Origin of the sequence: Salinicola salarius, assembly GCF_002179555.1 — a bacterium.
Taxonomy (GTDB): Bacteria; Pseudomonadota; Gammaproteobacteria; order Pseudomonadales; family Halomonadaceae; genus Salinicola; species Salinicola salarius_A.
The window spans coordinates 92696-113894 of sequence record NZ_NHOU01000011.1; the positions used below are offsets into that span (position 1 = coordinate 92696).

The following is a 21199-nucleotide window of genomic DNA, read 5'->3' on the forward strand; positions in this document are numbered from 1 at the left end:
ATTAGCACGCGAAGCCGGCCAGTGTTCCTGTTTTAACCCGCCCCATCAAGTCGCGCTCCCGGCGCCGGATCCCCGGCATGCAGGGCACAACGGGGCCGGAAAGTTGATTTTTGTACCCTGCAACCCCCATAGTACGCGCTCCACGCGCAGTCACCATCAGAGTCAACGGGCCCCAGCATGTCGGAACAGCAGGTCAACAATCTCAACGTTCTCTCCCAGGATGTCCTGATTACCCCGGAAGCGTTGAAGCAGAACATTCCGCTTTCGGAATCCGCCGAGCGCACGGTCATCGAAGGGCGTCAGACCATCCAGCGCATTCTCGATCGCGAGGATCCTCGCCTGCTCGTGGTCATCGGCCCCTGCTCGATTCACGATCCGGAAGCCGCACGCGACTACGCCAGACGCCTTCGCAAGCTCGCCGATGCCGTCAGCGACAGCCTATACATCGTGATGCGCGTCTACTTCGAGAAGCCGCGTACCACGGTCGGCTGGAAGGGCTTGATCAACGATCCGCACCTCAACGACTCGTTCGAGATCGAGGAAGGCTTGCACATCGCTCGCCGGCTACTAGTGGATCTGGCCGAAATCGGCCTGCCGCTGGCCACCGAGGCGCTCGATCCGATTTCGCCGCAGTATCTGCAGGACTGCATTAGTTGGTCCGCGGTAGGGGCCCGCACCACCGAATCCCAGACCCACCGTGAAATGGCTTCCGGCCTTTCCGGCCCGGTCGGCTTCAAGAATGGCACCGACGGCAGCCTGGACGTGGCAGTCAACGCATTGCAGTCGGTCGCCAGCCCGCACAACTTCCTGGGTATCGACCAGGCGGGTCAGGTCGCGGTGATCCGGACCCGGGGCAACGCCTATGGCCACGTCGTTCTGCGGGGCGGCAACGGCAAGCCCAACTACGACAGTGTCAGTGTCACGCTGGCCGAGCAGGAACTGCACAAGGCGGGGCTGAAAGCCAACCTGATGGTCGACTGCTCCCACGCCAACTCCAACAAGGACCCGGCGCTGCAGCCGCTGGTCATGGAGAACGTGACGCACCAGATCCTCGACGGCAACCGCTCGATCATCGGTTTGATGATCGAATCGAATATCGGCTGGGGCAGCCAGAAGATTCCCGAAGACCGGAGCCAGCTCGAATACGGCGTTTCGATCACCGATGCCTGCATCGACTGGCCGACCACCGAACGCACGCTGACCGAGATGGCCGAGCAATTGAAGTCCGTGCTCCAGTCGCGCCAGCGTTCCGACGACTGATCCCAGGACGACGACCGTTCAAGCAGAACGCCCGGTGCCGCAATTCACGGCACCGGGCGTTTTTTGTTGGCGGCGGCAACGCGGCCCCCGTCAGTTCCTGGCCGGCTCGCCTGCTTCCACCCCTTCGATCTGACGCCGAAACGGTGGCAGCGCGTCCAGCAACGCCTTGCCGTACCGCCGGGTCAGCACACGCCGATCCAACAGCGAGATACGGCCGCTGTCGTTCTCCTTGCGGATCAGCCGCCCGCACGCCTGCACCAGCTTGATCGACGCATCCGGCACCGATATCCGCATGAACGGGTTGCCGCCCTGACTCTCGATCCACTCGGCGAGCGTGGCGCCGACCGGATCGTCCGGCACCGAAAACGGCAGCCGGGTGATGACCACGTGGGTGAGATAACGACCGGGAAGATCGATCCCCTCGGCGAAACTCGCCAGCCCGAAGATCAAGCTACCGCCGCCGTCGTCGACCGCCTTGCGATGGCGCTCCAGCAGCTCGCGCTTGGGCAGCCGATCCTGCGAGAGCAGGCGCGACGACCAGGGTTCCGGCAACGCATCGGCCACGCTGCGCAGTTGCTTGCGCGAGGAGAACAGCACCAGCACGGCTTCGTCATCTTCCAGCCCCTCGATGAACTCGACGATGGAACGGTCGTGCGCCTTGGCATCGCCGGGCTCCACCGCTTCCCTCGGCACACTGAGGATGGCCCGGGAATAGTCGAAAGGGCTCGGCAGGCGCTGGTAGCGATAGCGATTGGCCAGGCCGGCCCGCTCCTGCAATCGCTCGAAACGATTGAGCGCCGTCAGCGTCGCCGAGGTCACCACCGCCCCGTAGCAGGTTCCCCAGAGATGCCGCGCCAGTGTCTCCGCCGCCGATACCGGGCTGGCCGAAAAGGTCAGCTCCGGCTCGCCACCGAAGTTCTGGAACGTCAACCATCGCGCTTGCGGTGCCTGCCCCGCCGGATCCGGCTTGGCCATGGCTGACCACAGCGCATGCGCTTCCAGCGCGCGGCCGTGGAGCAGCGCCGTCAGCGGCAGCCACGGTTCCGCCTGCTCCCGCGGGAGCCCGGTGGACTTGTCCGGGTCGAGACTCTCGCGGAGGATATCGCTCATCGTCTCCAGATCGCGCGATAACTCGGCGAACGGAATGACCAGCTGCTGGGCCAGATCGACCAGCGGCTCCGGCGCCCGGCCGTTGGGAAAGCGGAAATGCTGCGTCTCCTCGCCTGCCCCGGATCCGAGCCCGGCAATCTGATGTCCCATGGCGTAGGCGTCGCCGAGACGTGGCTCCAGCGCCGCGATGCGTTCGGGGAAGGTCGCCAGCAAGCGGCCGAGTGTCGGCTGGGCGCCGAGCGCGGTGTTCAACTCCGTCAGCGACTTCTTCAACGTCCGCAGCCAGCGCAACGTGCCGTTAATCCCGAAACGATGATAGAAGTGATCCAGCGCCTTGTCCGGCAGGTGGTGTCCTTCGTCGAAGACGTAGATACACTCCTTGGGCGACGGCAGTACCATGCCTCCGCCTAGCGCGAGGTCCGCCAGCACCAGGTCGTGATTGGCGACGATGATATCGGCCTGCTCGAGATGCCGGCGCGAGCGGAAATAGGCACAGGCGCCGAAATGGCCGCAGCGCCGATTGGTGCACTGGCGATGATCCACGGTCAGCCGTCGCCAGTCGCGATCATCAATGGCGACCGGCCAGCTATCCCGATCCCCTTCCCAGTTGCCGGAGGCATAGGTATCGGCCATCTCCTGGATCAGCTGCGGGAAGTCACCGCCGGCGTCCGTGGCGATGGTCTGCTCGAACAGCGACAGCGTCGGGTTGGGCTCGGCGCCTTCCAGCGCCTGATCCAGCTTGGCCACGCACAGGTAACGCCCCCGACCCTTGGCCAGCGCGTATTCGAAATCGAGCCCGCTGTGCGCCTTGAGCATCGGCAGGTCCTGATTCAATACCTGCTCTTGCAGTGCCACCGTGGCAGTGGCGATGACCAACCGCTTGCCGCGCGCCTTGGCGACGGGTAACGCCGCCAATAGATACGCAAGGGTTTTACCGGTACCGGTACCCGCTTCCAGAACACAGACGTGCTCGTTGGACGTCCTTCGGCCCTGATCATCTCGCTCGATCGACGCCAGCGTGCGCGCGATCTCCGCAATCATCAGACGCTGACCGTAACGCGGGGTGAGCTCCAACCCTTCGAGCACGCGCCGGTAAGCCTCCTGGATCTCTTGCTTGAGGGGTTCGTCGAGCATGCGCATTCCGGGGAAGGAAGGTCAGAAACAGATCGCCCACCGACGGTGGACGATCGAGAGAGCCGAACCGTTGACGATGTCAGCCGCTCAGGAAAGCATCGGCTCACGACATCATGGACTCGGGCGGATGCTCGCAGGGCAGCTTGCCGTTGATGTAGTTCTCGATCTCCGGCAGCGAGAAGGCATCCTCTTCGCCGACGAAACTGATCGACACACCCTTCGCGCCCGCACGGCCGGTCCGCCCGATACGATGGACGTAGTCTTCAGGATCTTCCGGCAGCGTGAAGTTGATGACGTGGCTGACATCCTCGATATGGATGCCACGACCGGCAACATCGGTCGCCACCAGCACGGTCACTTCGCCTTCCCGGAAACGCTCCAGCGTCTTGATTCGCTGGCTCTGCGGCACGTCACCCGAGAGCATTGCCGCGTTGACGCCCTGGTCGCGCAGCATCTGATCCAGTTCACGCACCAGATCACGACGGTTGCCGAACACGATCACCCGCTCCATCGCTTCCTGGCTGACCAGGTTGAACAGCAGCTTGCGCTTCTCGCTGTCGCTGACCAGATAGACCCGCTGGTCGATATTGGCCGCGTTGTCGGTGGTCACCTCGATCTCGACGTAGGCCGGATTCTGGGTCCACTGCTCGGAGAGGTTGAGGATATCCGGCGTGAAGGTCGCCGAGAACAGGAAGGTCTGGCGCTCCTCGCGCTTGGGCGTATAGCGGATGATGCGCTTGACGTCCGGAATGAAGCCCATCGACAGCATACGATCGGCTTCGTCCAGCACCAGCACCTCGACCTGGGAGAGATCGATGTCGCGCTTCTGCTGGAAATCGAGCAGACGCCCCGGCGTGGCCACCAGAACGTCCAGGTTCTTGCTCAGCTGATCCCGCTGCTTCTGGTAGTCCATGCCGCCGACGACGCTTGCCACATGCAGTGACGTGAAGCGGGCCAGCGCCTTGGCGTCCTTCTCGATCTGCAGCGCCAGTTCGCGGGTAGGCGCGATGATCAGCGCCCGCGGCGTTCCCGGCTTCTGGCCATCCGGCGCTTCTTCTTCCAGGAAATAGGCCAGCATCGAGATCAGGAAAGCCGCAGTCTTGCCGGTGCCGGTCTGTGCCTTGCCGACCACGTCGCCGCCGAGCAACGTATGCTTCAGCGCTTCGGCCTGGATCGGCGTGCAGTATTCGAAACCTTCTGCCTGGATCGCGCGCATCAATGATGTCGGCAGGTCGAAATCATGAAACCGCCAGCGTCCGGCAACGGGCTCGACCTGAAACTGTTTCAGCGACCAGTTGGAAGTGTTCCGCGACTGCGATTTACGTGGCTTGCGCCGACGCCGCTTGGGTCTGCGGTTCTGTGCCGGGGGCTGGGTGTTGTCAGACTCACTCATAGTTATGACGAATGTCCGAAATCGATTGACGGTTTGACTCGCGACGGCTGGCGTCCTGCTCGGCGGCGCCATCTACGGCGCGGCGGGCCGGCATTCACGCCTTCAAGGACGAACCCTCGACGCGACGATGATCGACTTCGCCGGGGCCAGGCCCGGCGCGAGCCGAACACATTGTACCAGTTCTGGCCTGCTAACGTCGCGAGCCCAGTGGTCCAACGTCGCGGCTAGCCGATGGCAGAGCCCCCTTCCCCTGTTAGAATGTGGGCTATCGTTGGCTCCGGGAACACCGCCTTGGCGGTCGAGAGTTTCCAATGCCGATGCCCATATCGCTATATCGCTGGATTTCCCGCTGAATACTGACAGGTTGCGCGCATGACTCGCAGAAAAAAGACCCGGTCGCTGGCCGACAAGGTGACGATCCGTACCGGCAAGCGCAAGGACTATCGCCGCTGGCGCCATGACAATCCCGATGAAGTCGCTCCATCGCGTCGTTACGTCGACAAGAAGACCCAGCAGCGAAAACTGCAGGCCGAGCGCAAGCGCCAGCGTCAGAGCGCCCCGCCGCTGCCGCTGCATTCCGCCAGCACCGATGGCGACGCCTCGAAGCATGAGGGCTCCGATTGATGCGACTCGTCTCTTTCAATATCAACGGCATCCGCGCTCGTCTGCACCAGCTCGAGGCACTGATCGAGACCCACGCGCCGGACGTCATCGGCCTGCAGGAGACCAAGGTCCAGGACAGCGAATTTCCCCGCGAAGCGGTGGAAGCCATGGGCTATCACGTTCACTTTCATGGCCAGAAAGGCCATTACGGTGTCGCGATGCTGACACGGGCAGCACCGACATCCGTTCATTATGGGTTGCCCGACGATGGCGAGGAGGCGCAGCGCCGCCTGATCGGGGTGACGCTCGATATGGATGATGGCAAGCCGCTGACGGTGTGGAACGGTTACTTTCCCCAGGGCGAGAACATTGCTCACCCTACCAAGTACCCCAACAAGCGGGCGTTCTACGCCGGTCTCAACGCGCTTCTCGAAACGCAGCACCAGCCTTCGGAGCGCGTCGCGATCATGGGCGACTTCAATATCTCCCCGACGGATATCGACATCGGCATCGGCGAGGACAATCGCAAGCGCTGGCTGCGCGAAGGCAAGACCAGCTTCCAGCCCGAGGAACGCGAATGGCTGGAGCGCCTCAAGGCGTGGGGGCTCAAGGACAGCTATCGACTGTGCCACCCGGACAGCAGCGACTATTTCAGCTGGTTCGACTATCGCTCCAAGGGTTTCGATCGCGAGCCCAAGCGTGGCCTGCGTATCGATTACATCCTGGTCACCGAACCGCTGGCCCGCGCCACGCGTCGCTCGGGTATCGACTATGACCTGCGCGCCATGGAACGGCCATCCGACCACGCCCCGGTGTGGAGTGAATTCGAGCTAGCGTGAGTTTCGTTTCCTATGGCGACAAGTTCACTATGGCGACAGGTTCAAGCAGGACGAACTTACCACTGACCGAGCATCAACTTTCCTTCTGCTCGTTAATGCGAGGGGCAAGCCCCTCGCGCTCCCCTTTTTGACGCCACAGACGGCGAAACCCTAAACGCCAATCGCCCGCGCTCGGGTCGGCGCGAAAGGGCATCCCTGCCCTACGCGCCTCTGGCGTCATCCATGACGCCAGACCCGGCACGGGCGACCGTCGTTTAGCGCCGTCTGGAAGGCGTCATTCGGCGGCAAATCCCAGTGTCCCGGCTTTATTGACCAACAAACAAAAATGCTGACAAGGACCACTGGTGATGGTCAGTGGAGAACGGCTCACGCCACAATTCGCCACCTTACCAAAACCGACCAGCGCGTGAGCGAACCACCGCTACGCCGATCCCAGCGAATCCAGCCACTGCTGCGCCTGCTCGATGCCCGCTGCCCGGGCCTGCTGGAAGGCATTGCGGGCCGCCTTCCGATCGCCGAGCTGCAGCGAGGCGACGCCCTGCAACAACCAGTCCCGTCCGGAAATCTCGCCGCCTGCCTCACGCAGACGGGAAAGCGCGTCTCGTGTCGTCTGCCACTCGCCCCAACCGTAAGCGAGTTCGGCCAACTGCTGCCAATCCTCTGCCCGACCACTCTTTTCGGCCAGCGTCTGCCAGGCCGACAGCGCGTTTTCATGATCGCGAGCGGCCGTCCAGGCTTGGGCGATCAGGCGCAGATTGGTGCTGCTGGAATCCAGCCGACCGCTATCCAGCCAGTTTTCCAGATGCTCGGCGGCACGCGCCGGCGTTCCTCCGACGATGTGCAGTTTGACCAGCCGCAACAGATCTTCATCCGACGTCAGCACACCTCGGCGCCAGCCGCTTTCCCAGATCGCGGCGGCACGACCGTCATCCCCGGCTTGCTGGGCAAGCACCGCGGCCCGGCGCCACACGTCCGGCGAGCTCGCGTCGTCGCCCAGCAGCGTCAGCGCGTCGTCGAAGCGTCCCGCCTGCTGGTAGACCGTACTCGCCAGCTGCCGTCGGGACTGGCTCCAGCCCTCGGTGCCGGACGCTCTTAGCCGATCGAGCGAGTTGGCCGCGGCCGACCACTCCTCGAGCGATGCCCACGCCTGGACCAGCAGCCAGCGCGAAGCCTCGTCTCCGCCACTGCGCTCGACCCAGCGAGTCAGCAGATCCGCGCCCTGTCGTGTCTGGCCGCCACTCAAGCGCAATCGTGCTTCCTGATGCAGCCAAGAGAGACGGCGTGCGTCAGGGGCATCGTCGATGCGCCGAGCCTCGGCCAACTGCTCCGCGGCCTGGATATCGTGGCCCTGACGGGCATTGGCCGACGCCGCCAGCTGCAAAAACAGGGCGCGCGCCCAGCGGTCGGCCGCATTGCCGCCTTCGAGGCGCGAGGCCGACTCGGCAGCACGCGAAGCCACCGCCGCGTCGTCGCCGGACTCGAGCTGCGACTGCATCGACTGCAGCGCCTGGATCATGTCCGCGCGCAGCGCCGGACCCTCGGCCCGGGCCAGCGAGATACCGCCGCAACCGATCAGGCCCACCAGCGCCAGCGACAGACAGCGCTTGCCCAGACGACGAACCGTCATTGAACTCACGATCAGCCCTCCAACTGGAACTGAATGCGCTGGGTGGCCCGCCGAACGTCATCGGCCGGCGGGAATCGCCACCGTGATACCGCTTCCTCGACGGCACGGTCGAACACGTTGGCGGGATCGGCGTCGATCACTCGCAAACTGTCGGTATCGACCCGGCCGTCAGGCTGAATGATGAAACTCACCTCCACGTAACCTTCCAGGCCACGCCGGCGCGCGCGCATCGGATAGGATGGATTGACCCGGCTGGCAGGTTGTAGCTGGCCGACATCGCGCGGCGATGCCTGCGTTCCTCGCGGCGGTTGCTGCGGTGCGGGTTCGGGCTGCGGCGGGCCGGGCTCGGCTTCGGACTGAGGCGCCGCATCCGCCACGGCTTCCTGCGTCGGCTGGGGTTCCGGCTGGGGTTCCGGCTGAGCCTCGGGTTGCGGTTGTGGACGCGGCTCTGGCTCCGGCCGCGCCTCGCTCAGTTCGGGCAGCGATTCGTCCAGCGTCACGTCCGGCGCCTCCATGGGCGGCGTTTGCGGCTCCGGAATCTCCACCGGGCTCGGCGCCTCTGCCGCAGGTACGGGTGCCGCCGCAGGAGGTGGCGGCGGCGCGCTCGGCGGCGTCGGCAATGCCGGCGACGTTGGCGTCGGTTGCGCCTGTTCCTGCTCCGGCGCGTCGACCATCGAGATCGCCGTCGGCGTCACGATCTGGGTGCGATCCGGTTCCGGCGGAGCCACCAGCAGCGCCAACAGATAGAACAGCAGCAGCGCCAGCAGCGCGCCGCCGACCAGGCCTGCCACTCTACGCATCAGCCGGCATCCCGGTTGGCGGCCACGGCGACGTTATCGACACCCGCCTGGTGGATGCGATCCATGACCTCGATCAGCAAGCCCGTCGTCGAGTTCTTGTCGGCCTGCACCACGACGCTGCCATCACCGGAGACCAGCTCCGCGACACGAGCGCCGACGCGATGGGCATCCACCGCTTCGCCGTCGACCCAGACCGCGCCTTCGCCGGTGATGGCGACGAGCACCTGGGTATCCTGGCGCGCCGTGGCCTCGCTCGACTCGGGCCGCTGGATCTCGACGCCACTCTCCTTGATGAAGCTGGTGGTGACGATGAAGAAGATCAGCATGATGAAAACGACATCCAGCATCGGCGTCAGATCGATGCCGGTCGAATCGTCACTGGCTTCCCGCAAGCGGCGCCTACGCATGAGAGTCCTCCACGGCGCGGGCCATGCGGTCATGCAACCGCTGATCCTCGCGCCGAATGATCTGTTCCAGACGAGTGACGAAAAGCAGGCCGACCACGGCAACGGCCATGCCGCACAGCGTGGGCAGCGTGGCCTGGGCGACGCCGTCGGCCATCGCGCGGGCCTGGTTGCTCTCGGTGAGAGCCAGGCTGTCGAATACCTGGATCATGCCCGTCACCGTCCCCAGCAGCCCGAGCAGCGGGCAGACCGCGATCAGCAGCTTGAGCCATGGCAACGGCAGGCGTAACCGGGCGATCAGTTCGCTCGTCCACACTTCGCGCAGGGTCAGCGCGCTCCAGCTCGAGTGATCGCGACGCTGAATCCACGCCTCGATCAGCACACGCCGGGCACGTCGATGAGTGAACTGCCAGTAGAACAGCCGCTCCAGCGACATCGCGAACAGCGCCATCGCCACCAGCATGATCACCACCAGCACCTCGCCGCCAGCGCCGATCAGCCAGCGGATCGGCTCAAGCGCGGACACCATGGCTGCGCTCCTCGGCATGGGCGACAGCGGCCGTTTCGGCCTCGAGATGCTCGGCGAGCACCGCGCTGGCGCGCCCTTCCAGCAGACCGATCAATCGTCGGCTGCGGCTGCTCAGGGCGGTATTGACGAACAGCAGCGGCACGGCGGTGATCAGACCCAGCACGGTGGTCACCAGCGCCTGGCTGATGCCGCCGGCCATCAGTTGGGGATCGCCGGTGCCGAACACGGTGATCGACTGGAAGGTGACGATCATCCCGGTCACCGTGCCCAGCAGCCCCAGCAAGGGCGCGACGGCAGCGATCAGCTTGACGACCGGCTGGCCCCGCTCCAGCCGCGGCTGCTCTGCCAGCAGCGCCTCGTCGAGCCGAGCCTCCAGCGCTTCCGGCGCGTGGTCGCGGCCCAGCGCAGCGAAGCGCTGAAGTACGCGCCCCAGCGGGTTGTCGTCGCTGAGGGACTCCGGCGCCCGCATCTGCCGACGCATGCGCCCGCTGACCCGAAGCAGGTAGACATACTGTATCAGCGCCACCAGCAGCCCGATGATCCCCAGCGCGACGATCACGTAACCGACGTAGCCGCCCTGCTGGAACCGCTCCCACAGGCTCGGCTGCTGGGCGAGCGCGTCCAGCACGTCGCCGTCGGTGGGATCGACCACGATCTGGTTGCCCTCGCCCTGCTGGAAAGCCTGCAAGGCCTGGCGAGCATCGCCCGGCGTTGCCGCCACGACGGAAAGACGACCGTCGTCGCCGATTCGCTGCAGCAGATCGCCGTCGCTGAAGGCGACGATATCCCCCAGACGGACCACGGGGCGCTGGGCGACATCGCCGTCCGGCCCGGCAACCGGCGCCTGGAACCGCACGCCTCGGCCGCTTTCCGCGATCAGGCCCGCCAGATCCTGGCGCACCCGATCCAGCGTCTGCAGGTCGATCAGGCCGCGATCGTCGAGCCGCGGAGGCAACTGCGCATCACCGCCGACGGTCAGCCAGCTCTCGCCCAGCGCATCCCGAAGCTCGCTGGCCTGCTGCTTGACGATTCCGGAGATATCACCGATATCGCCGGCCTCTTCCGTGCGCTGCTGCTGTAGCGCCGCCAATTGTTGCTGCTGGTCCGTCTGGCGCGATTCCAGCTGGTCGCGCCTGCCCTGGGCGTCCTGCAGCCGCTGCTCGGCATCGGCGACCGCCTGCTGCAACGCCTCACGGTCATCCAGCAATGTCTCCAGCCGCTGGGTATCGCGCTGTTCCGCGGCCTGGCTGTCGGCCCGGAACGTCTCTAGCACCTGCTGCATCGAGTGCGATCCGCTACCCGACGCGTCGCCGGACTGAGCACTGGCGACGATGGGCAATAGCGTCATCGCCACGAAAGAGAGCGCTGACCACCATGCATGACGCTTCATGACTGTCCGTCTCATGACTGCCCCTCCGTCGCTGACTGTCCGTCTTCGACGACCAGCGATGCCGGCAGGTGCAACAAGGCCGGCGCGCTCTGATCCTGTGCGATGCGAATGCCGCGACGGACCTCGTCGATCTGATCGCCGTCCAACGCTTCCCACTCGCCGTTGGCGATGCTCCAGACACCGCCGGCGCGATCGTCGGGCGTGACGTAGTACCAGCCCGTTCTCCCGACCCGTAGATAGTCGACTTCCCGCGCGAGCTGGCTACCCTGACTCGCCGCGTCGGATTGCGCGCCTTCGAGCGGGCCGCTCCACTGGTCCATTTCCCGCCCGTAGGCGAGCTCGGTACGCCAGGCGGAAAAGATTCGCTGCAGCTTGTCGGCCTGCGAGGCATCATCGCGGGCCAGCATCTGTTCCAGGTCGTCGACGCGGGCCAGACGCTCGTCGCGCAGGAACGGCATGTCCGCTTCGATCATCGCGCGCAGTTGCTCGACCATCTCGCGCATCTCCCCCGGCAGTCCCTCGCGGGTCACGGAGATCTGCGTCAACGCCTGCTGCTCGGAAGCGATGCGCTTGGCCTGGTTGTCGACGATTGGTGCCAGCTCGGCGTTGTAGCTCTCGAGCCGGTCGGCCTGCTGGCTGGCCTGGCGCAGGCGCTGCAGCGCTTCCCGCGTGGCGTCGTCGGCGTTGTCGATACGGCTTTGAAGTTCGGCCTGGGTCTGCTGGGCCTCGATGCTGGCCTGGCTGAGCGAGTCCTGGGCCGGCGCCGTGCTGGCAACGCCCAAGCTCATGGCGGCGAGAAAGGACGCCAACAGGCGTGCGCTTCCTCGTTTCCGCGGGGAATGATGCACCACGCTATCTCCTTGCGTATGAGCCGTGACAACAAGCTGGTGACAAGCACCGCTAACCAGCGGTGTAACGAAGCTGAATTCGACGCGATACGCTAATACAAACAAGAACAATTATCAATCCGTATAACCTGGCGCTCCAGTGACAGCCCGCGACATCCGCTGAACGGCGAGGCACAAAAAAACCGGTACCCGCAGGTACCGGCTTTCTGGATCGCGAATCGCGTAGGCGAGTCGTCTACAGCTTCTGCTCCAGCTCGGGCAGAATCTCGAACAGATCCCCGACGAGGCCGTAATCGGCCACCTGGAAGATCGGCGCTTCGTCGTCCTTGTTGATCGCCACGATCACCTTGGAGTCCTTCATGCCCGCCAGGTGCTGGATCGCGCCGCTGATGCCGACGGCGATATAAAGCTCGGGAGCGACGATCTTGCCGGTCTGCCCGACCTGCATGTCGTTGGGCACGAAACCCGCGTCGACCGCGGCACGAGAAGCCCCGATGGCGGCGCCGAGCTTGTCGGCAATGCCGTCGAGCAGCTTGAAGTTGTCGCCGTTGCCCATGCCTCGGCCACCGGAGATGACCACGCGAGCGCCACCCAGCTCCGGGCGCTCGTTTTGCGCGAGCTCTTCGCCGATGAAGCGCGACAGCGCGTTGGAGACGACGGCATCCACGGGCTCGATGGTCGCGGCTCCGCCTTCGCTCACCGGGTCGAACGCCGTCGTGCGCACGGTGATCACCTTGAGCGGATCGCTGGACTGCACCGTGGCGATGGCGTTGCCGGCATAGATCGGACGCTTGAAGGTATCGGCGCTCTCGACGCTCAGGATCTCGGAGATCTGGGAGACGTCCTTGAGCGCCGCAACCCGCGGCAGCACGTTCTTGCCATCGGTCGATGCCGCGGCGAGCACGTGGCTGTAGTCGCCGGCCAACTGGACCAGTAGATCCGCCAGCGGCTCGGCCAGCTGATGCGCGTACGCCGCATCGTCGGCCACTCGCACGCGGGAGACGCCATCGAGCTTGGCGGCCGCTTCGGCGATGGCCGCCACATGCTCGCCGGCTACCAGGATGTCGATATCGCCACCAATGGCTCGGGCGGCACCGACGACATGAGCCGTGCCGGCGGAGAGACGCCCTTCATGGTGTTCGGCCAGAACCAGAATACTCATGCGATCAGCTCCTTTCACAGCACTTTGGCTTCGTTCTTGAGTTTATCGATCAGCTCGTCCACGGAGCCTACCTTGACACCGCCCTTGCGCTCGGCCGGCGTCTCGACCTTGAGCAGCTCAAGCCCGCTGGAGACGGCCACGCCGAGGGCTTCCGGCGTCCGGCTGTCCAGCGGCTTCTTCTTGGCTTTCATGATGTCCGGCAGCTTGGCGTAGCGCGGTTCGTTCAGGCGCAGATCGGTGGTCACCACCGCGGGCAGCTTGAGCGCGACGCTCTGCAGGCCGCCATCGATCTCGCGGGTGACGCGCACGTAGCCGTCTTCGACGCCATCGCCGAAGGCGACCTCCGAGGCGAAGGTGCCCTGCCCCATACCGCTCAGCGCCGCCAGCATTTGGCCGGTCTGGTTGTTGTCGGTATCGATCGCCTGCTTGCCGAGAATGACCAGGTCGGGCTGCTCTTCATCGACCACGGCCTTGAGCAGCTTGGCCACCGCCAGCGACTCGACGCGCTCGTCGGTCTCGATGTGAATGGCGCGGTCCGCACCCAACGCCAGCGCCGTGCGAAGCTGTTCCTGAGCGGCCTTGGGGCCGACCGTGACGGCGACGATCTCCGTGGCGACGCCCTTCTCCTTGAGACGAACGGCCTCTTCCACCGCGATTTCACAGAAGGGATTCATGGCCATCTTGACGTTGGTCAGATCCACGTCGGAGTGATCCGGCTTGACCCGGATCTTGACGTTGTAATCGATGACGCGTTTGACCGCGACGAGTACTTTCATGGGTGTCCTCGCAGACTAGTGACAAACCGACCCCCGCAGGCGTTGGTCGGCATCGACGATCGAAATATCGGCGATCGTCAGCATGACGGAATGCCGGGCAACAAAAACGTCGGCGGAGACAGAATCACGCCGACGCCAGCTCGGGTCAACTCGGCGCTCCTCCTGCCCCAGCTTGGTGCGCCATCGGGACAGGAACGAGCGAAAAATGCGATGATAGCGCATCAAAGGGGTGCTGCCGAAGCAGCACCTTCGCATAAGAAAAGCGCCTGTTGGCATAACATCAGGCAGCTGACTCACGTTAGGCTATAAAAAACGGCGGCCATCAGTCGTCGACGAACGGACCGGGCAGGCATGGCGGCACGCATCCTGCCAGCAAGCGAGGAGATCGGGTTTGGAACGTGAATCCATGGATTTCGACGTAGTGATCGTGGGAGCGGGCCCCAGCGGCCTGTCGGCGGCGTGTCGCCTGATGCAGCAGGCGAACGAGGCCGAACGGGAGCTCTCCGTCTGCGTGGTCGAGAAGGGTTCGGAGGTGGGCGCGCACATTCTCTCCGGTGCCGTGTTCGAACCGCGCGCGCTGTCGGAACTGTTCCCGGACTGGGCCGAGCGTGGCGCGCCGTTGAACACGCCGGTACTGCGCGACGAGCTCTATCTGCTGAAGGATGCCCACAAGGCCCAGAAGCTGCCCAACGCGCTGGTACCCAAGACGATGCACAACACCGGTCATGGCAGCGACAGCCAGGCCACGAAAAGCCACGTCACGAAAAACTACGTCATCAGCGCCGGCAACCTCTGCCGCTGGCTGGCCGAGCAGGCCGAAGAACTCGGTGTCGAAATCTTTCCCGGCTTCGCCGCCCAGGAAGCGATCGTCGACGACGAAGGGATCGTGCGAGGCATCATCACCGGCGACATGGGCGTGGCCGCCGATGGCAGCGAGACTGCCAACTATATGCCCGGCATGGAGTTGCGCGCCAAGTACACGCTGTTCTGCGAAGGCGCACGGGGCCATATCGGCAAGCAGCTGATCTCTCGCTTCGATCTCGATGCGAACCGCGACCCGCAGCATTACGCCATCGGCTTCAAGGAGCTGTGGGACGTGCCCGCCGAGCAGCATGAGCCCGGCCTGGTGCTGCACGGCTCCGGCTGGCCCCTGAATGACAAGGACCATGGCGGCGACAGCCATGGCGGCTGGTTTCTCTATCACGGCGACAATCAGCAGGTGATGGTAGGGCTGATCGTCGATCTGGCGTACCGCAACCCTTATCTCTCGCCGTTCGACGAATTCCAGCGCATGAAGCACCATCCGCTGCTGAAACGCCATCTCGAAGGCGGCAAACGTGTCGCCTATGGCGCTCGCGCGATCACCAAGGGGGGCGCCAACTGCCTGCCCAGAATGACCATGCCCGGTGCCCTGCTGCTGGGCTGCGACGCCGGCACGCTCAATTTCGCCAAGATCAAGGGCATTCACACCGCGATGAAATCGGGGCTGGTCGCGGCGGAGAGCGTGTTCGAGGCCATCGCTTCCGGCGACGAGGGCGGTCAGGAGCTTACCGCCTTCACCCAGGCCTGGGAGTCGAGCTGGGCGTGGCAGGAGCTGCAGGCCAGCCGCAGCTTCGGCCCGGCCATCCATCGGTTCGGCACCGTGGGCGGCGGCGCCTTCAATTTCGTCGACCAGTTGCTGGGCGGCAAGCTGCCGGTGCAGCACGACACCACGCCGGACCATCAGTTGAAGAAGGCGACGGAGTCGACGCCGATCGATTATCCCAAACCCGATGGCAAGCTATCGTTCGACAAGCCGTCCTCGGTGTTCCTGTCGAACACCAACCACGACGAGAACCAGCCCTGCCATTTGAAACTGAGCGATCCGGACATTCCCATCGCCAGAAATCTGCCGGAATACGCCGAGCCCGCGCAGCGCTACTGCCCGGTCGGCGTCTACGAAGTGGTCGAGGAAGAAGGACAACCGCAGTTCCGGATCAACTTCCAGAACTGCATCCACTGCAAGACCTGCGACATCAAGGATCCTTCCCAGAACATCACCTGGATAGCGCCCGAAGGCGGCGGCGGCCCCAACTATCCCAATATGTAAGCTCGAAGCTCGAAGCTCGAAGCTCGAAGCTCGAAGCTCGAAGCTCGAAGCTCGAAGACAGCATAAGCAAACCGCCCCACGGCAAGCACCTGGGGCGGTTTTTTCTTCCAGCTTGAAGCTTATGACTTGCAGCTTCCGGGCGAGCCCGGGCTTACTCGCCGGTCGCGATCGGCCTCGACGGGTCACGAATCCAGTCGCTCCAGGATCCCGCGTAAAGTCGCGGCAGCGGCAGACCCGCCACGGCATAGGCCAGGATATCGTGACAGGCCGAAATGCCGGAGCCGCAGTATGCCGTCACCTTATCGCCCCCGGGCAACTCTTCCGCCAGCCACTGGGGTGATTTGAAACGCCCATCCGCCTCGAGATTGGTACTACTGGGCCGACAGACTGCGCCGGGGATATGTCCCGCCACCGCATCGATAGGTTCCTCGTCGCCACGAAAGCGAGCTTCGCCTCGGGCATCGACCAGCAAGCCACCTTCTTCCAGCAGATCTCGTACCGGGATGATCATCGTATCGTCGAAATCCGGCTGCCATTGACTACTCAACGACGGTGCCGGCTCGTCAGTCGCCAGCTCGCCGCCAGCGGCCTGCCATGCGGGCAAGCCACCATCGAGCACCCGCACGTCGGGATGCCCCGCCCAGCAAGCCAGCATCCACCAGGCGCGAGCTGCCGATAGCTGCCCACCTCTATCGTCATAAACCACCACGGCGCGTTGCGGCTCGATGCCGAGACGCTGGATCGTCGCCGCGAAGGCCTCATGAGACGGCAGCGGGTGGCGGCCACCGTCGCCGGGCGGTCTCGAGAGATCGCGGTCCATATCCAGGTGGTAACTGCCAGGAATATGCGATTCCTGCCAAAGCCGCTTTCCTGCCGCGGCGGCGTCCAGGCGGGCACGACAATCCAGCACCAGCGGCGGGCGATCGCCAGCCAGGCTTTGCCGCAGCTCCTCTGCCGTTACGAGCACGGATTCGTTCATCATTGCCTCCTTGATGCTTTATCAGCCGAAACAGGTCGTCGATCGAGCAAAGTCGCTGTTGGCTGAATAAAATCGTTGGCCGAGAAAGATCGTCGGTTGAAAGAGTCTGGCCGATCAATGCCGTTTCGTCAGGGGCGCCCGCGCCGTGATCAGGCGACGTCGGCCGGCCGACTCGAAACGCACGTCGATGACCGGATTGGCTTCGTTGCCTTCGACCACCAGCACCTCGCCGTCGCCGAAGCTGGCGTGCCGCACTCGATCGCCAACCTGCCAGCTCGCTCCGGATTCCGCCCCGCGTTCCACGGCAGGCGTTTCCGCCTCTCTGGCTCGCGGCACGAGACCCCGCCCAACGTGCTCCAGTCCGACACGCTGCAGGTAGGCGCCGACCATGTCCGGCTCGCGAACCGCCACGGCGGCCTCGCTGCGCGCCTGAATCGCCTGGTCGATCCGACGGCAATCCTCCACCGCCGTCTCGTCGAGAAAGCGGCTCGGCCGGTGATCGCCGCCATCCTGAACCAGCAGCAGCCGTTCTCGCGCCCGCGTGATGGCGACATAGTAAAGTCGCCGCTCTTCTTCCAGTCGTTCAGGCGACAGCGGATTGTCGCGACTGTAATGGGGGAAATCCTCCTCATTGAGCCCCCATACCGCCACCAGCGGCCACTCGAGCCCCTTGGCGCCGTGCACCGTGCTGATCAAGACGCCGTCGGGACGGTTCTCCACCGGGTTGCGCAAAAGCTCGATGAAAGCCTCGGGATCGTTGGCCAGCTCGCCGGCCTGCTCGATCAGCATGTCGAGCAGGCGCACGTCGTCGTCCCCCTTCTCACGCCGCGCTGCCGATCGACGCAGGACTTTCTCCGCATCGATGGCATCGACGACATGCTCGAGCAGCTTCGCCGGCGGCCAGGCGGATAGCTTGGGCAGTTCGCAGAGGAGCTGCCAGCGCCGCTTGAGATGGCGGCGCTGCCCGGGCTTGAGCCCCGTCAGGACCGAGGCCTCGCGCGCCGGCCATTGCTGCGTGCGTGCGAGCTCCTCGACCAGCCGACGCACGCGCTCCTGGGCGACGAATGTCGTCGGCTGCGAGAACAGCAGGGCCAGATGGCCGGGATCGTGCAGCCGTTGTGGCTCACGGGCCAGTTGAAGATAGCCCGCCAAGGCCTGCACCAGCGGCAGCCGAAGCACGAAGCGCTCTTCCTGTGCCAGCCGGAACGGTACGCCGGCCCGCAGCAACTGGAGCTGTACCGAGACCGACAGCGACCAACTGCGCACCAGGACGCAGGCTTCGTCGCTACGCCGGCCATCGGCGTGCCAACGCTGCAGCGTCGCCAGCAACGCACCGGCGCCGACGCCCGTCCGCAGCCGTGTCAGTGGGTTGCCGGGCGCTGCCAGGCAGAGCTGATCCCAGCGCTGGCGATTGTTGCGAATCGCGTGATTGGCGGCCAATGCCAGGGCATGACCGTGGCGGAAGGTGAAGGAGAGCGGATATTCGCTGGCCTGGCCGAACAGGCCGTCGAAGCGCGCCAGCATGGCGTCGGGTCGAGCGCCACGCCACTCGTAGATACACTGGTTGGCATCACCGACGGCCATGACCTGCGCCTGATGACCGGCCAGAATCTTGAGCAGTCGCAGTTGGGCTTCGTTGATGTCCTGATATTCGTCGACGATGACGTGGCCCAGAAAGCCCTCGACCCGGCGTCGCGCCTCCGCATGGCGTTCCAGGCACTGCAACGGCCGATAGAGCAGGTCCGCGTAGGTCATCGAAGCCGAGGCATCGAGCAGCGATTCCGCCACGTCGAAGGCCTCGATGAAGTGGCGTTCGCTGTCGGTATGGCCGAGCCGTTCGAAGAGTTCGGCGGGCGCCACCACTTCGGCCTTGACCAGATCGCAGAACTGGCCGAACGCCTCGAGCCGGTCCGCGTCCAGCGCGGCCTCGCGGGTCTCGCCATCGGCGGATTCCAGGCTCTGCATCACCGCCTGACGCAGCAGCCGCTCACGCTGCCAGTCGGCCTGCAGCAGTTGACGCGGCGGCAAATAGCCCCAGCGAGTCAGGCTCTGGGTCAGACGGTGACCGATCGAATGAAAGGTGCGCACCTCGGGCAAGACGACATCGGCGGGCGCTTCCCGTACCAGCTTGGCCCGGAAGTCGTCCCGCGCCGCGCGGTTGAACATCAATACCAGAATGCGGCGGGGGTTTTCGCCGTTGGCGAGCAGATGCAGCACTCGTCTGACCAGGGTCGTGGTCTTGCCGGCCCCGGCAACCGCCGCGACCCGCGCATGCCCTTCGCGATGGCCGACCACGGCGCGCTGCTCCTCGGTCAGGCCGTCGGCGGTGGCAGCCAAGGGCAGCGTCGCGTTCACCAGCTCGTTCATCTCGCACCGTCGTCGAGGCGGCCCAGCGGGTGCCATGCCCCGCCACTGTACAGCCCGAGCTCGTTGCCCTGCTGCTCGGCGAGCTCGATCCAGCGGTAGTAGAGATTACGATGCAGACGCGCCTGCAAACCATGACGAACGGGCAGCGCCGGCAAGAGATCGCCATCCGGCGTCGCCAACAAAGACAGCCGGTGTGACGCATCCAGCGACACGCGGTCACCGCAGGCAGTCACCGCGACCCAGTCGGCACCGACCTGATCGGCATCCGTGACCCATAGCGGTAGATCCTCGACGCCGATACGCAGCTTCTCTCCCGGCGTCACCAGGTAATAGTCGCCGTCGGCCTCCCGCCGTAGCACACGGCTGAGCAAGTTGACCAGCGCCGGCCGTCGGATCGGCGTGCCTTCGTGGATCCACTCGCCGTTGGCCGCGATGCGAAGATCCATCTCCCCGCAGAAAGACGGATCCCATCGTTCGAGCGGCGGAATGGCTTGCGCATCGAGCTGTTGAAACAACGTATCGAGTTTCATCGTGCCCCCGTATGACGATGCCCTCTCGCAGAGGGGCATCCATGCAGTGAACGTGCCTACACGAATGGATTGTCGGACTGACCGCCGGGCGCGCAACCAGGAAACAGCTGATAGAAGTTGGCCCGGGTCTGCATCGCCACCTCATCGACGGTAATGCCTCGTTCGCTGGCGATACACTCGGCGACCTCGACGACCCACTGCGGCTCGTTGGGCTTGCCGCGATGGGGAACGGGGGCGAGAAACGGGCTATCGGTCTCGATCAGCAGCCGGTCCAGCGGCACCTGCCGGGCGACCTCGCGCAGGGCGCCAGCGCTGGCGAAGGTGACGATCCCCGACAGCGAAATGTAGAAACCCGACCTGACCGCCTCCCGCGCCATGGCGAGATCCTCGGTGAAGCAGTGAAGCACGCCGCCCACCTTGGGATCGACATGCTCGCGAATCAGGTCCAGCGTTTCGTCGCGCGCCTCGCGAGTATGGATCACCACCGGCAGCTCAAGCTCACGAGCGGCGCGAAGGTGCGCAACGAAACGTTGCCGCTGAATGTCCCGCGGTACGCTGTCGTAGTGGAAATCGAGGCCGGTTTCGCCGATGGCGACCGCCCCGTAACGATCGGCGCACGCCTGAATCGCTTCGCTGTCCGGCTCCGCCGACACCTCATGCAAGGGATGCAAGCCGATGCTGATATCGACATCGTCATGCTGCCGCGCGATCTCCGCCAGGTTCGGGGCCCCTTCCAACGATGTCGCAATCGCCAGGAAACGATGGACACCGCGGGCACGTGCGGCCTCCAGGGCCAGGTTGAGGTCGCCCTCGTAGGGCGTCAGGTCGAGGCGATCGAGATGACAGTGAGAATCGACGAACATGCGAATTCCAGAAAGAGAATGACAAACGTTGCGCCCGGTAATTCAAGAGCGCTATCACAAGGTATGACTGAACGACCCGCCTTGTCCGGGAGAAGATGCCAGCCGCGCCTCGATACGTTCACGCAGCGCCCGATCGTCGGCACTGAAATGAACTCCGATGCCGGCAACGCGCTGCCCGGCGCCGGTGGGTGTCAGCCATACGACCTTGCCGGCGACGGGGAAGCGCTCGCTCTCGCCGGGCAGCGTCACCAGCAGATAGACGGACTGGCCAATCCGATAGTCCAGCTCGGTCGGCACGAACAGTCCGCCATGCTTGAGCCACGACATATAGGCGCTACGCAGCGTCTCATCGTCACGGATGGTCAATGATAGGGCCTTCTGGGCACTCATTGCTTTCACCTTTACCATTGCCTAAGCGACCACCAATAATGACACCGACCGCACCATAAAAAAGTAAGTCTTCTAATCCCGGCTTATTCATGAGGCCGGCCCGAAA

19 protein-coding genes are annotated in these 21199 nt (G+C 64.6%); 4 read left to right on the forward strand and 15 right to left on the reverse strand.

Annotation, left to right across the window (positions count from 1 at the left end):
* Nucleotides 1-177: 177 nt before the first annotated feature.
* Nucleotides 178-1260 carry a 3-deoxy-7-phosphoheptulonate synthase gene (locus CCD76_RS10630; protein ID WP_087719498.1) on the forward strand — a complete coding sequence of 361 codons (1083 nt, stop codon included), beginning with the start codon at nt 178-180 and terminating at the stop codon, nt 1258-1260.
* A 90-nt stretch (nt 1261-1350) separates the two neighbouring features.
* Here CCD76_RS10630 and dinG read toward each other — a convergent pair whose 3' ends face one another.
* Together dinG and rhlB are read right to left on the reverse strand one after the other, a co-directional pair.
* Entirely contained in the window at nt 1351-3504 is a 2154-nt protein-coding gene (dinG, locus tag CCD76_RS10635; protein WP_087719499.1) for an ATP-dependent DNA helicase DinG, read from the reverse strand.
* A gap of 103 nt (nt 3505-3607) precedes the next feature.
* Complete coding sequence (gene rhlB, locus CCD76_RS10640) at nt 3608-4897, reverse strand: ATP-dependent RNA helicase RhlB (protein WP_087719500.1); 1290 nt, start codon at nt 4895-4897, stop codon at nt 3608-3610.
* 372 nt (nt 4898-5269) lie between these two features.
* Between rhlB and CCD76_RS10645 the strand changes: the two genes are divergently transcribed.
* Both CCD76_RS10645 and xthA read left to right on the forward strand, forming a co-directional pair.
* Complete coding sequence (locus tag CCD76_RS10645) at nt 5270-5521, forward strand: hypothetical protein (protein WP_087719501.1); 252 nt, start codon at nt 5270-5272, stop codon at nt 5519-5521.
* Nucleotides 5521-6339 (forward strand): exodeoxyribonuclease III, encoded by an 819-nt coding sequence (xthA, locus tag CCD76_RS10650; RefSeq protein ID WP_087719502.1) that lies wholly within the window; start codon nt 5521-5523, stop codon nt 6337-6339. Before CCD76_RS10645 ends, xthA begins: the two co-directional genes overlap by 1 nt.
* A 421-nt stretch (nt 6340-6760) precedes the next feature.
* Here xthA and CCD76_RS10655 read toward each other — a convergent pair whose 3' ends face one another.
* The 8 genes from CCD76_RS10655 to CCD76_RS10690 form a co-directional block, all read right to left on the reverse strand.
* Nucleotides 6761-7966, reverse strand: coding sequence for a hypothetical protein (locus CCD76_RS10655; RefSeq protein WP_087719503.1), 1206 nt, complete (start codon nt 7964-7966; stop codon nt 6761-6763).
* 11 nt (nt 7967-7977) lie between these two features.
* Entirely contained in the window at nt 7978-8766 is a 789-nt protein-coding gene (locus tag CCD76_RS10660) for an energy transducer TonB (RefSeq protein WP_087719504.1), read from the reverse strand.
* Entirely contained in the window at nt 8766-9173 is a 408-nt protein-coding gene (locus CCD76_RS10665; RefSeq protein ID WP_087719505.1) for an ExbD/TolR family protein, read from the reverse strand. Before CCD76_RS10665 ends, CCD76_RS10660 begins: the two co-directional genes overlap by 1 nt.
* Nucleotides 9166-9699 carry a MotA/TolQ/ExbB proton channel family protein gene (locus tag CCD76_RS10670; RefSeq protein ID WP_087719506.1) on the reverse strand — a complete coding sequence of 178 codons (534 nt, stop codon included), beginning with the start codon at nt 9697-9699 and terminating at the stop codon, nt 9166-9168. Before CCD76_RS10670 ends, CCD76_RS10665 begins: the two co-directional genes overlap by 8 nt.
* Nucleotides 9683-11089, reverse strand: a complete 1407-nt coding sequence (locus CCD76_RS10675; protein WP_087719507.1) for a MotA/TolQ/ExbB proton channel family protein — start codon at nt 11087-11089, stop codon at nt 9683-9685. Before CCD76_RS10675 ends, CCD76_RS10670 begins: the two co-directional genes overlap by 17 nt.
* A gap of 11 nt (nt 11090-11100) precedes the next feature.
* The gene (locus CCD76_RS10680; RefSeq protein ID WP_256961262.1) at nt 11101-11940 is read right to left on the reverse strand and encodes a DUF3450 domain-containing protein; all 840 of its coding nucleotides are present in this window, start codon (nt 11938-11940) and stop codon (nt 11101-11103) included.
* A 232-nt stretch (nt 11941-12172) separates the two neighbouring features.
* Nucleotides 12173-13099: an electron transfer flavoprotein subunit alpha/FixB family protein gene (locus tag CCD76_RS10685; RefSeq protein WP_087719509.1), complete on the reverse strand. Its 927-nt coding sequence runs from the start codon at nt 13097-13099 to the stop codon at nt 12173-12175.
* Nucleotides 13100-13113: 14 nt separating this feature from the next.
* Nucleotides 13114-13875, reverse strand: coding sequence for an electron transfer flavoprotein subunit beta/FixA family protein (locus CCD76_RS10690; RefSeq protein ID WP_087719510.1), 762 nt, complete (start codon nt 13873-13875; stop codon nt 13114-13116).
* A 406-nt stretch (nt 13876-14281) separates the two neighbouring features.
* On the opposite strand from CCD76_RS10690, the gene CCD76_RS10700 reads away from it, so the two are divergent.
* A complete protein-coding gene (locus CCD76_RS10700; RefSeq protein ID WP_087719523.1) occupies nt 14282-15964 on the forward strand; it encodes an electron transfer flavoprotein-ubiquinone oxidoreductase in 1683 nt (560 codons plus the stop codon).
* A gap of 151 nt (nt 15965-16115) precedes the next feature.
* On the opposite strand, the gene CCD76_RS10705 is transcribed toward CCD76_RS10700, so the two are convergent.
* The 5 genes from CCD76_RS10705 to CCD76_RS10725 form a co-directional block, all read right to left on the reverse strand.
* Entirely contained in the window at nt 16116-16943 is an 828-nt protein-coding gene (locus tag CCD76_RS10705) for a sulfurtransferase (protein ID WP_087719512.1), read from the reverse strand.
* Between the two features lie 114 nt (nt 16944-17057).
* Complete coding sequence (locus CCD76_RS10710; protein WP_087719513.1) at nt 17058-19310, reverse strand: ATP-dependent helicase; 2253 nt, start codon at nt 19308-19310, stop codon at nt 17058-17060.
* Entirely contained in the window at nt 19307-19840 is a 534-nt protein-coding gene (locus CCD76_RS10715; RefSeq protein WP_087719514.1) for a DUF1285 domain-containing protein, read from the reverse strand. Before CCD76_RS10715 ends, CCD76_RS10710 begins: the two co-directional genes overlap by 4 nt.
* A gap of 56 nt (nt 19841-19896) precedes the next feature.
* Entirely contained in the window at nt 19897-20703 is an 807-nt protein-coding gene (locus tag CCD76_RS10720) for a TatD family hydrolase (protein WP_087719515.1), read from the reverse strand.
* Nucleotides 20704-20757: 54 nt separating this feature from the next.
* Nucleotides 20758-21093 (reverse strand): PilZ domain-containing protein, encoded by a 336-nt coding sequence (locus CCD76_RS10725; RefSeq protein WP_087719516.1) that lies wholly within the window; start codon nt 21091-21093, stop codon nt 20758-20760.
* Nucleotides 21094-21199: the final 106 nt, after the last annotated feature.

Coding starts and splice junctions, on each gene's coding strand:
- CCD76_RS10630 (WP_087719498.1), top strand. CDS start 178: ATGTCGGAACAGCAGGTCAACAATCTCAACGTTCTCTCCCAGGATGTC.
- dinG (WP_087719499.1), bottom strand. CDS start 3,504: ATGCTCGACGAACCCCTCAAGCAAGAGATCCAGGAGGCTTACCGGCGC.
- rhlB (WP_087719500.1), bottom strand. CDS start 4,897: ATGAGTGAGTCTGACAACACCCAGCCCCCGGCACAGAACCGCAGACCC.
- CCD76_RS10645 (WP_087719501.1), top strand. CDS start 5,270: ATGACTCGCAGAAAAAAGACCCGGTCGCTGGCCGACAAGGTGACGATC.
- xthA (WP_087719502.1), top strand. CDS start 5,521: ATGCGACTCGTCTCTTTCAATATCAACGGCATCCGCGCTCGTCTGCAC.
- CCD76_RS10655 (WP_087719503.1), bottom strand. CDS start 7,966: ATGACGGTTCGTCGTCTGGGCAAGCGCTGTCTGTCGCTGGCGCTGGTG.
- CCD76_RS10660 (WP_087719504.1), bottom strand. CDS start 8,766: ATGCGTAGAGTGGCAGGCCTGGTCGGCGGCGCGCTGCTGGCGCTGCTG.
- CCD76_RS10665 (WP_087719505.1), bottom strand. CDS start 9,173: ATGCGTAGGCGCCGCTTGCGGGAAGCCAGTGACGATTCGACCGGCATC.
- CCD76_RS10670 (WP_087719506.1), bottom strand. CDS start 9,699: ATGGTGTCCGCGCTTGAGCCGATCCGCTGGCTGATCGGCGCTGGCGGC.
- CCD76_RS10675 (WP_087719507.1), bottom strand. CDS start 11,089: ATGAAGCGTCATGCATGGTGGTCAGCGCTCTCTTTCGTGGCGATGACG.
- CCD76_RS10685 (WP_087719509.1), bottom strand. CDS start 13,099: ATGAGTATTCTGGTTCTGGCCGAACACCATGAAGGGCGTCTCTCCGCC.
- CCD76_RS10690 (WP_087719510.1), bottom strand. CDS start 13,875: ATGAAAGTACTCGTCGCGGTCAAACGCGTCATCGATTACAACGTCAAG.
- CCD76_RS10700 (WP_087719523.1), top strand. CDS start 14,282: ATGGATTTCGACGTAGTGATCGTGGGAGCGGGCCCCAGCGGCCTGTCG.
- CCD76_RS10705 (WP_087719512.1), bottom strand. CDS start 16,943: ATGAACGAATCCGTGCTCGTAACGGCAGAGGAGCTGCGGCAAAGCCTG.
- CCD76_RS10710 (WP_087719513.1), bottom strand. CDS start 19,310: ATGAACGAGCTGGTGAACGCGACGCTGCCCTTGGCTGCCACCGCCGAC.
- CCD76_RS10715 (WP_087719514.1), bottom strand. CDS start 19,840: ATGAAACTCGATACGTTGTTTCAACAGCTCGATGCGCAAGCCATTCCG.
- CCD76_RS10720 (WP_087719515.1), bottom strand. CDS start 20,703: ATGTTCGTCGATTCTCACTGTCATCTCGATCGCCTCGACCTGACGCCC.
- CCD76_RS10725 (WP_087719516.1), bottom strand. CDS start 21,093: ATGAGTGCCCAGAAGGCCCTATCATTGACCATCCGTGACGATGAGACG.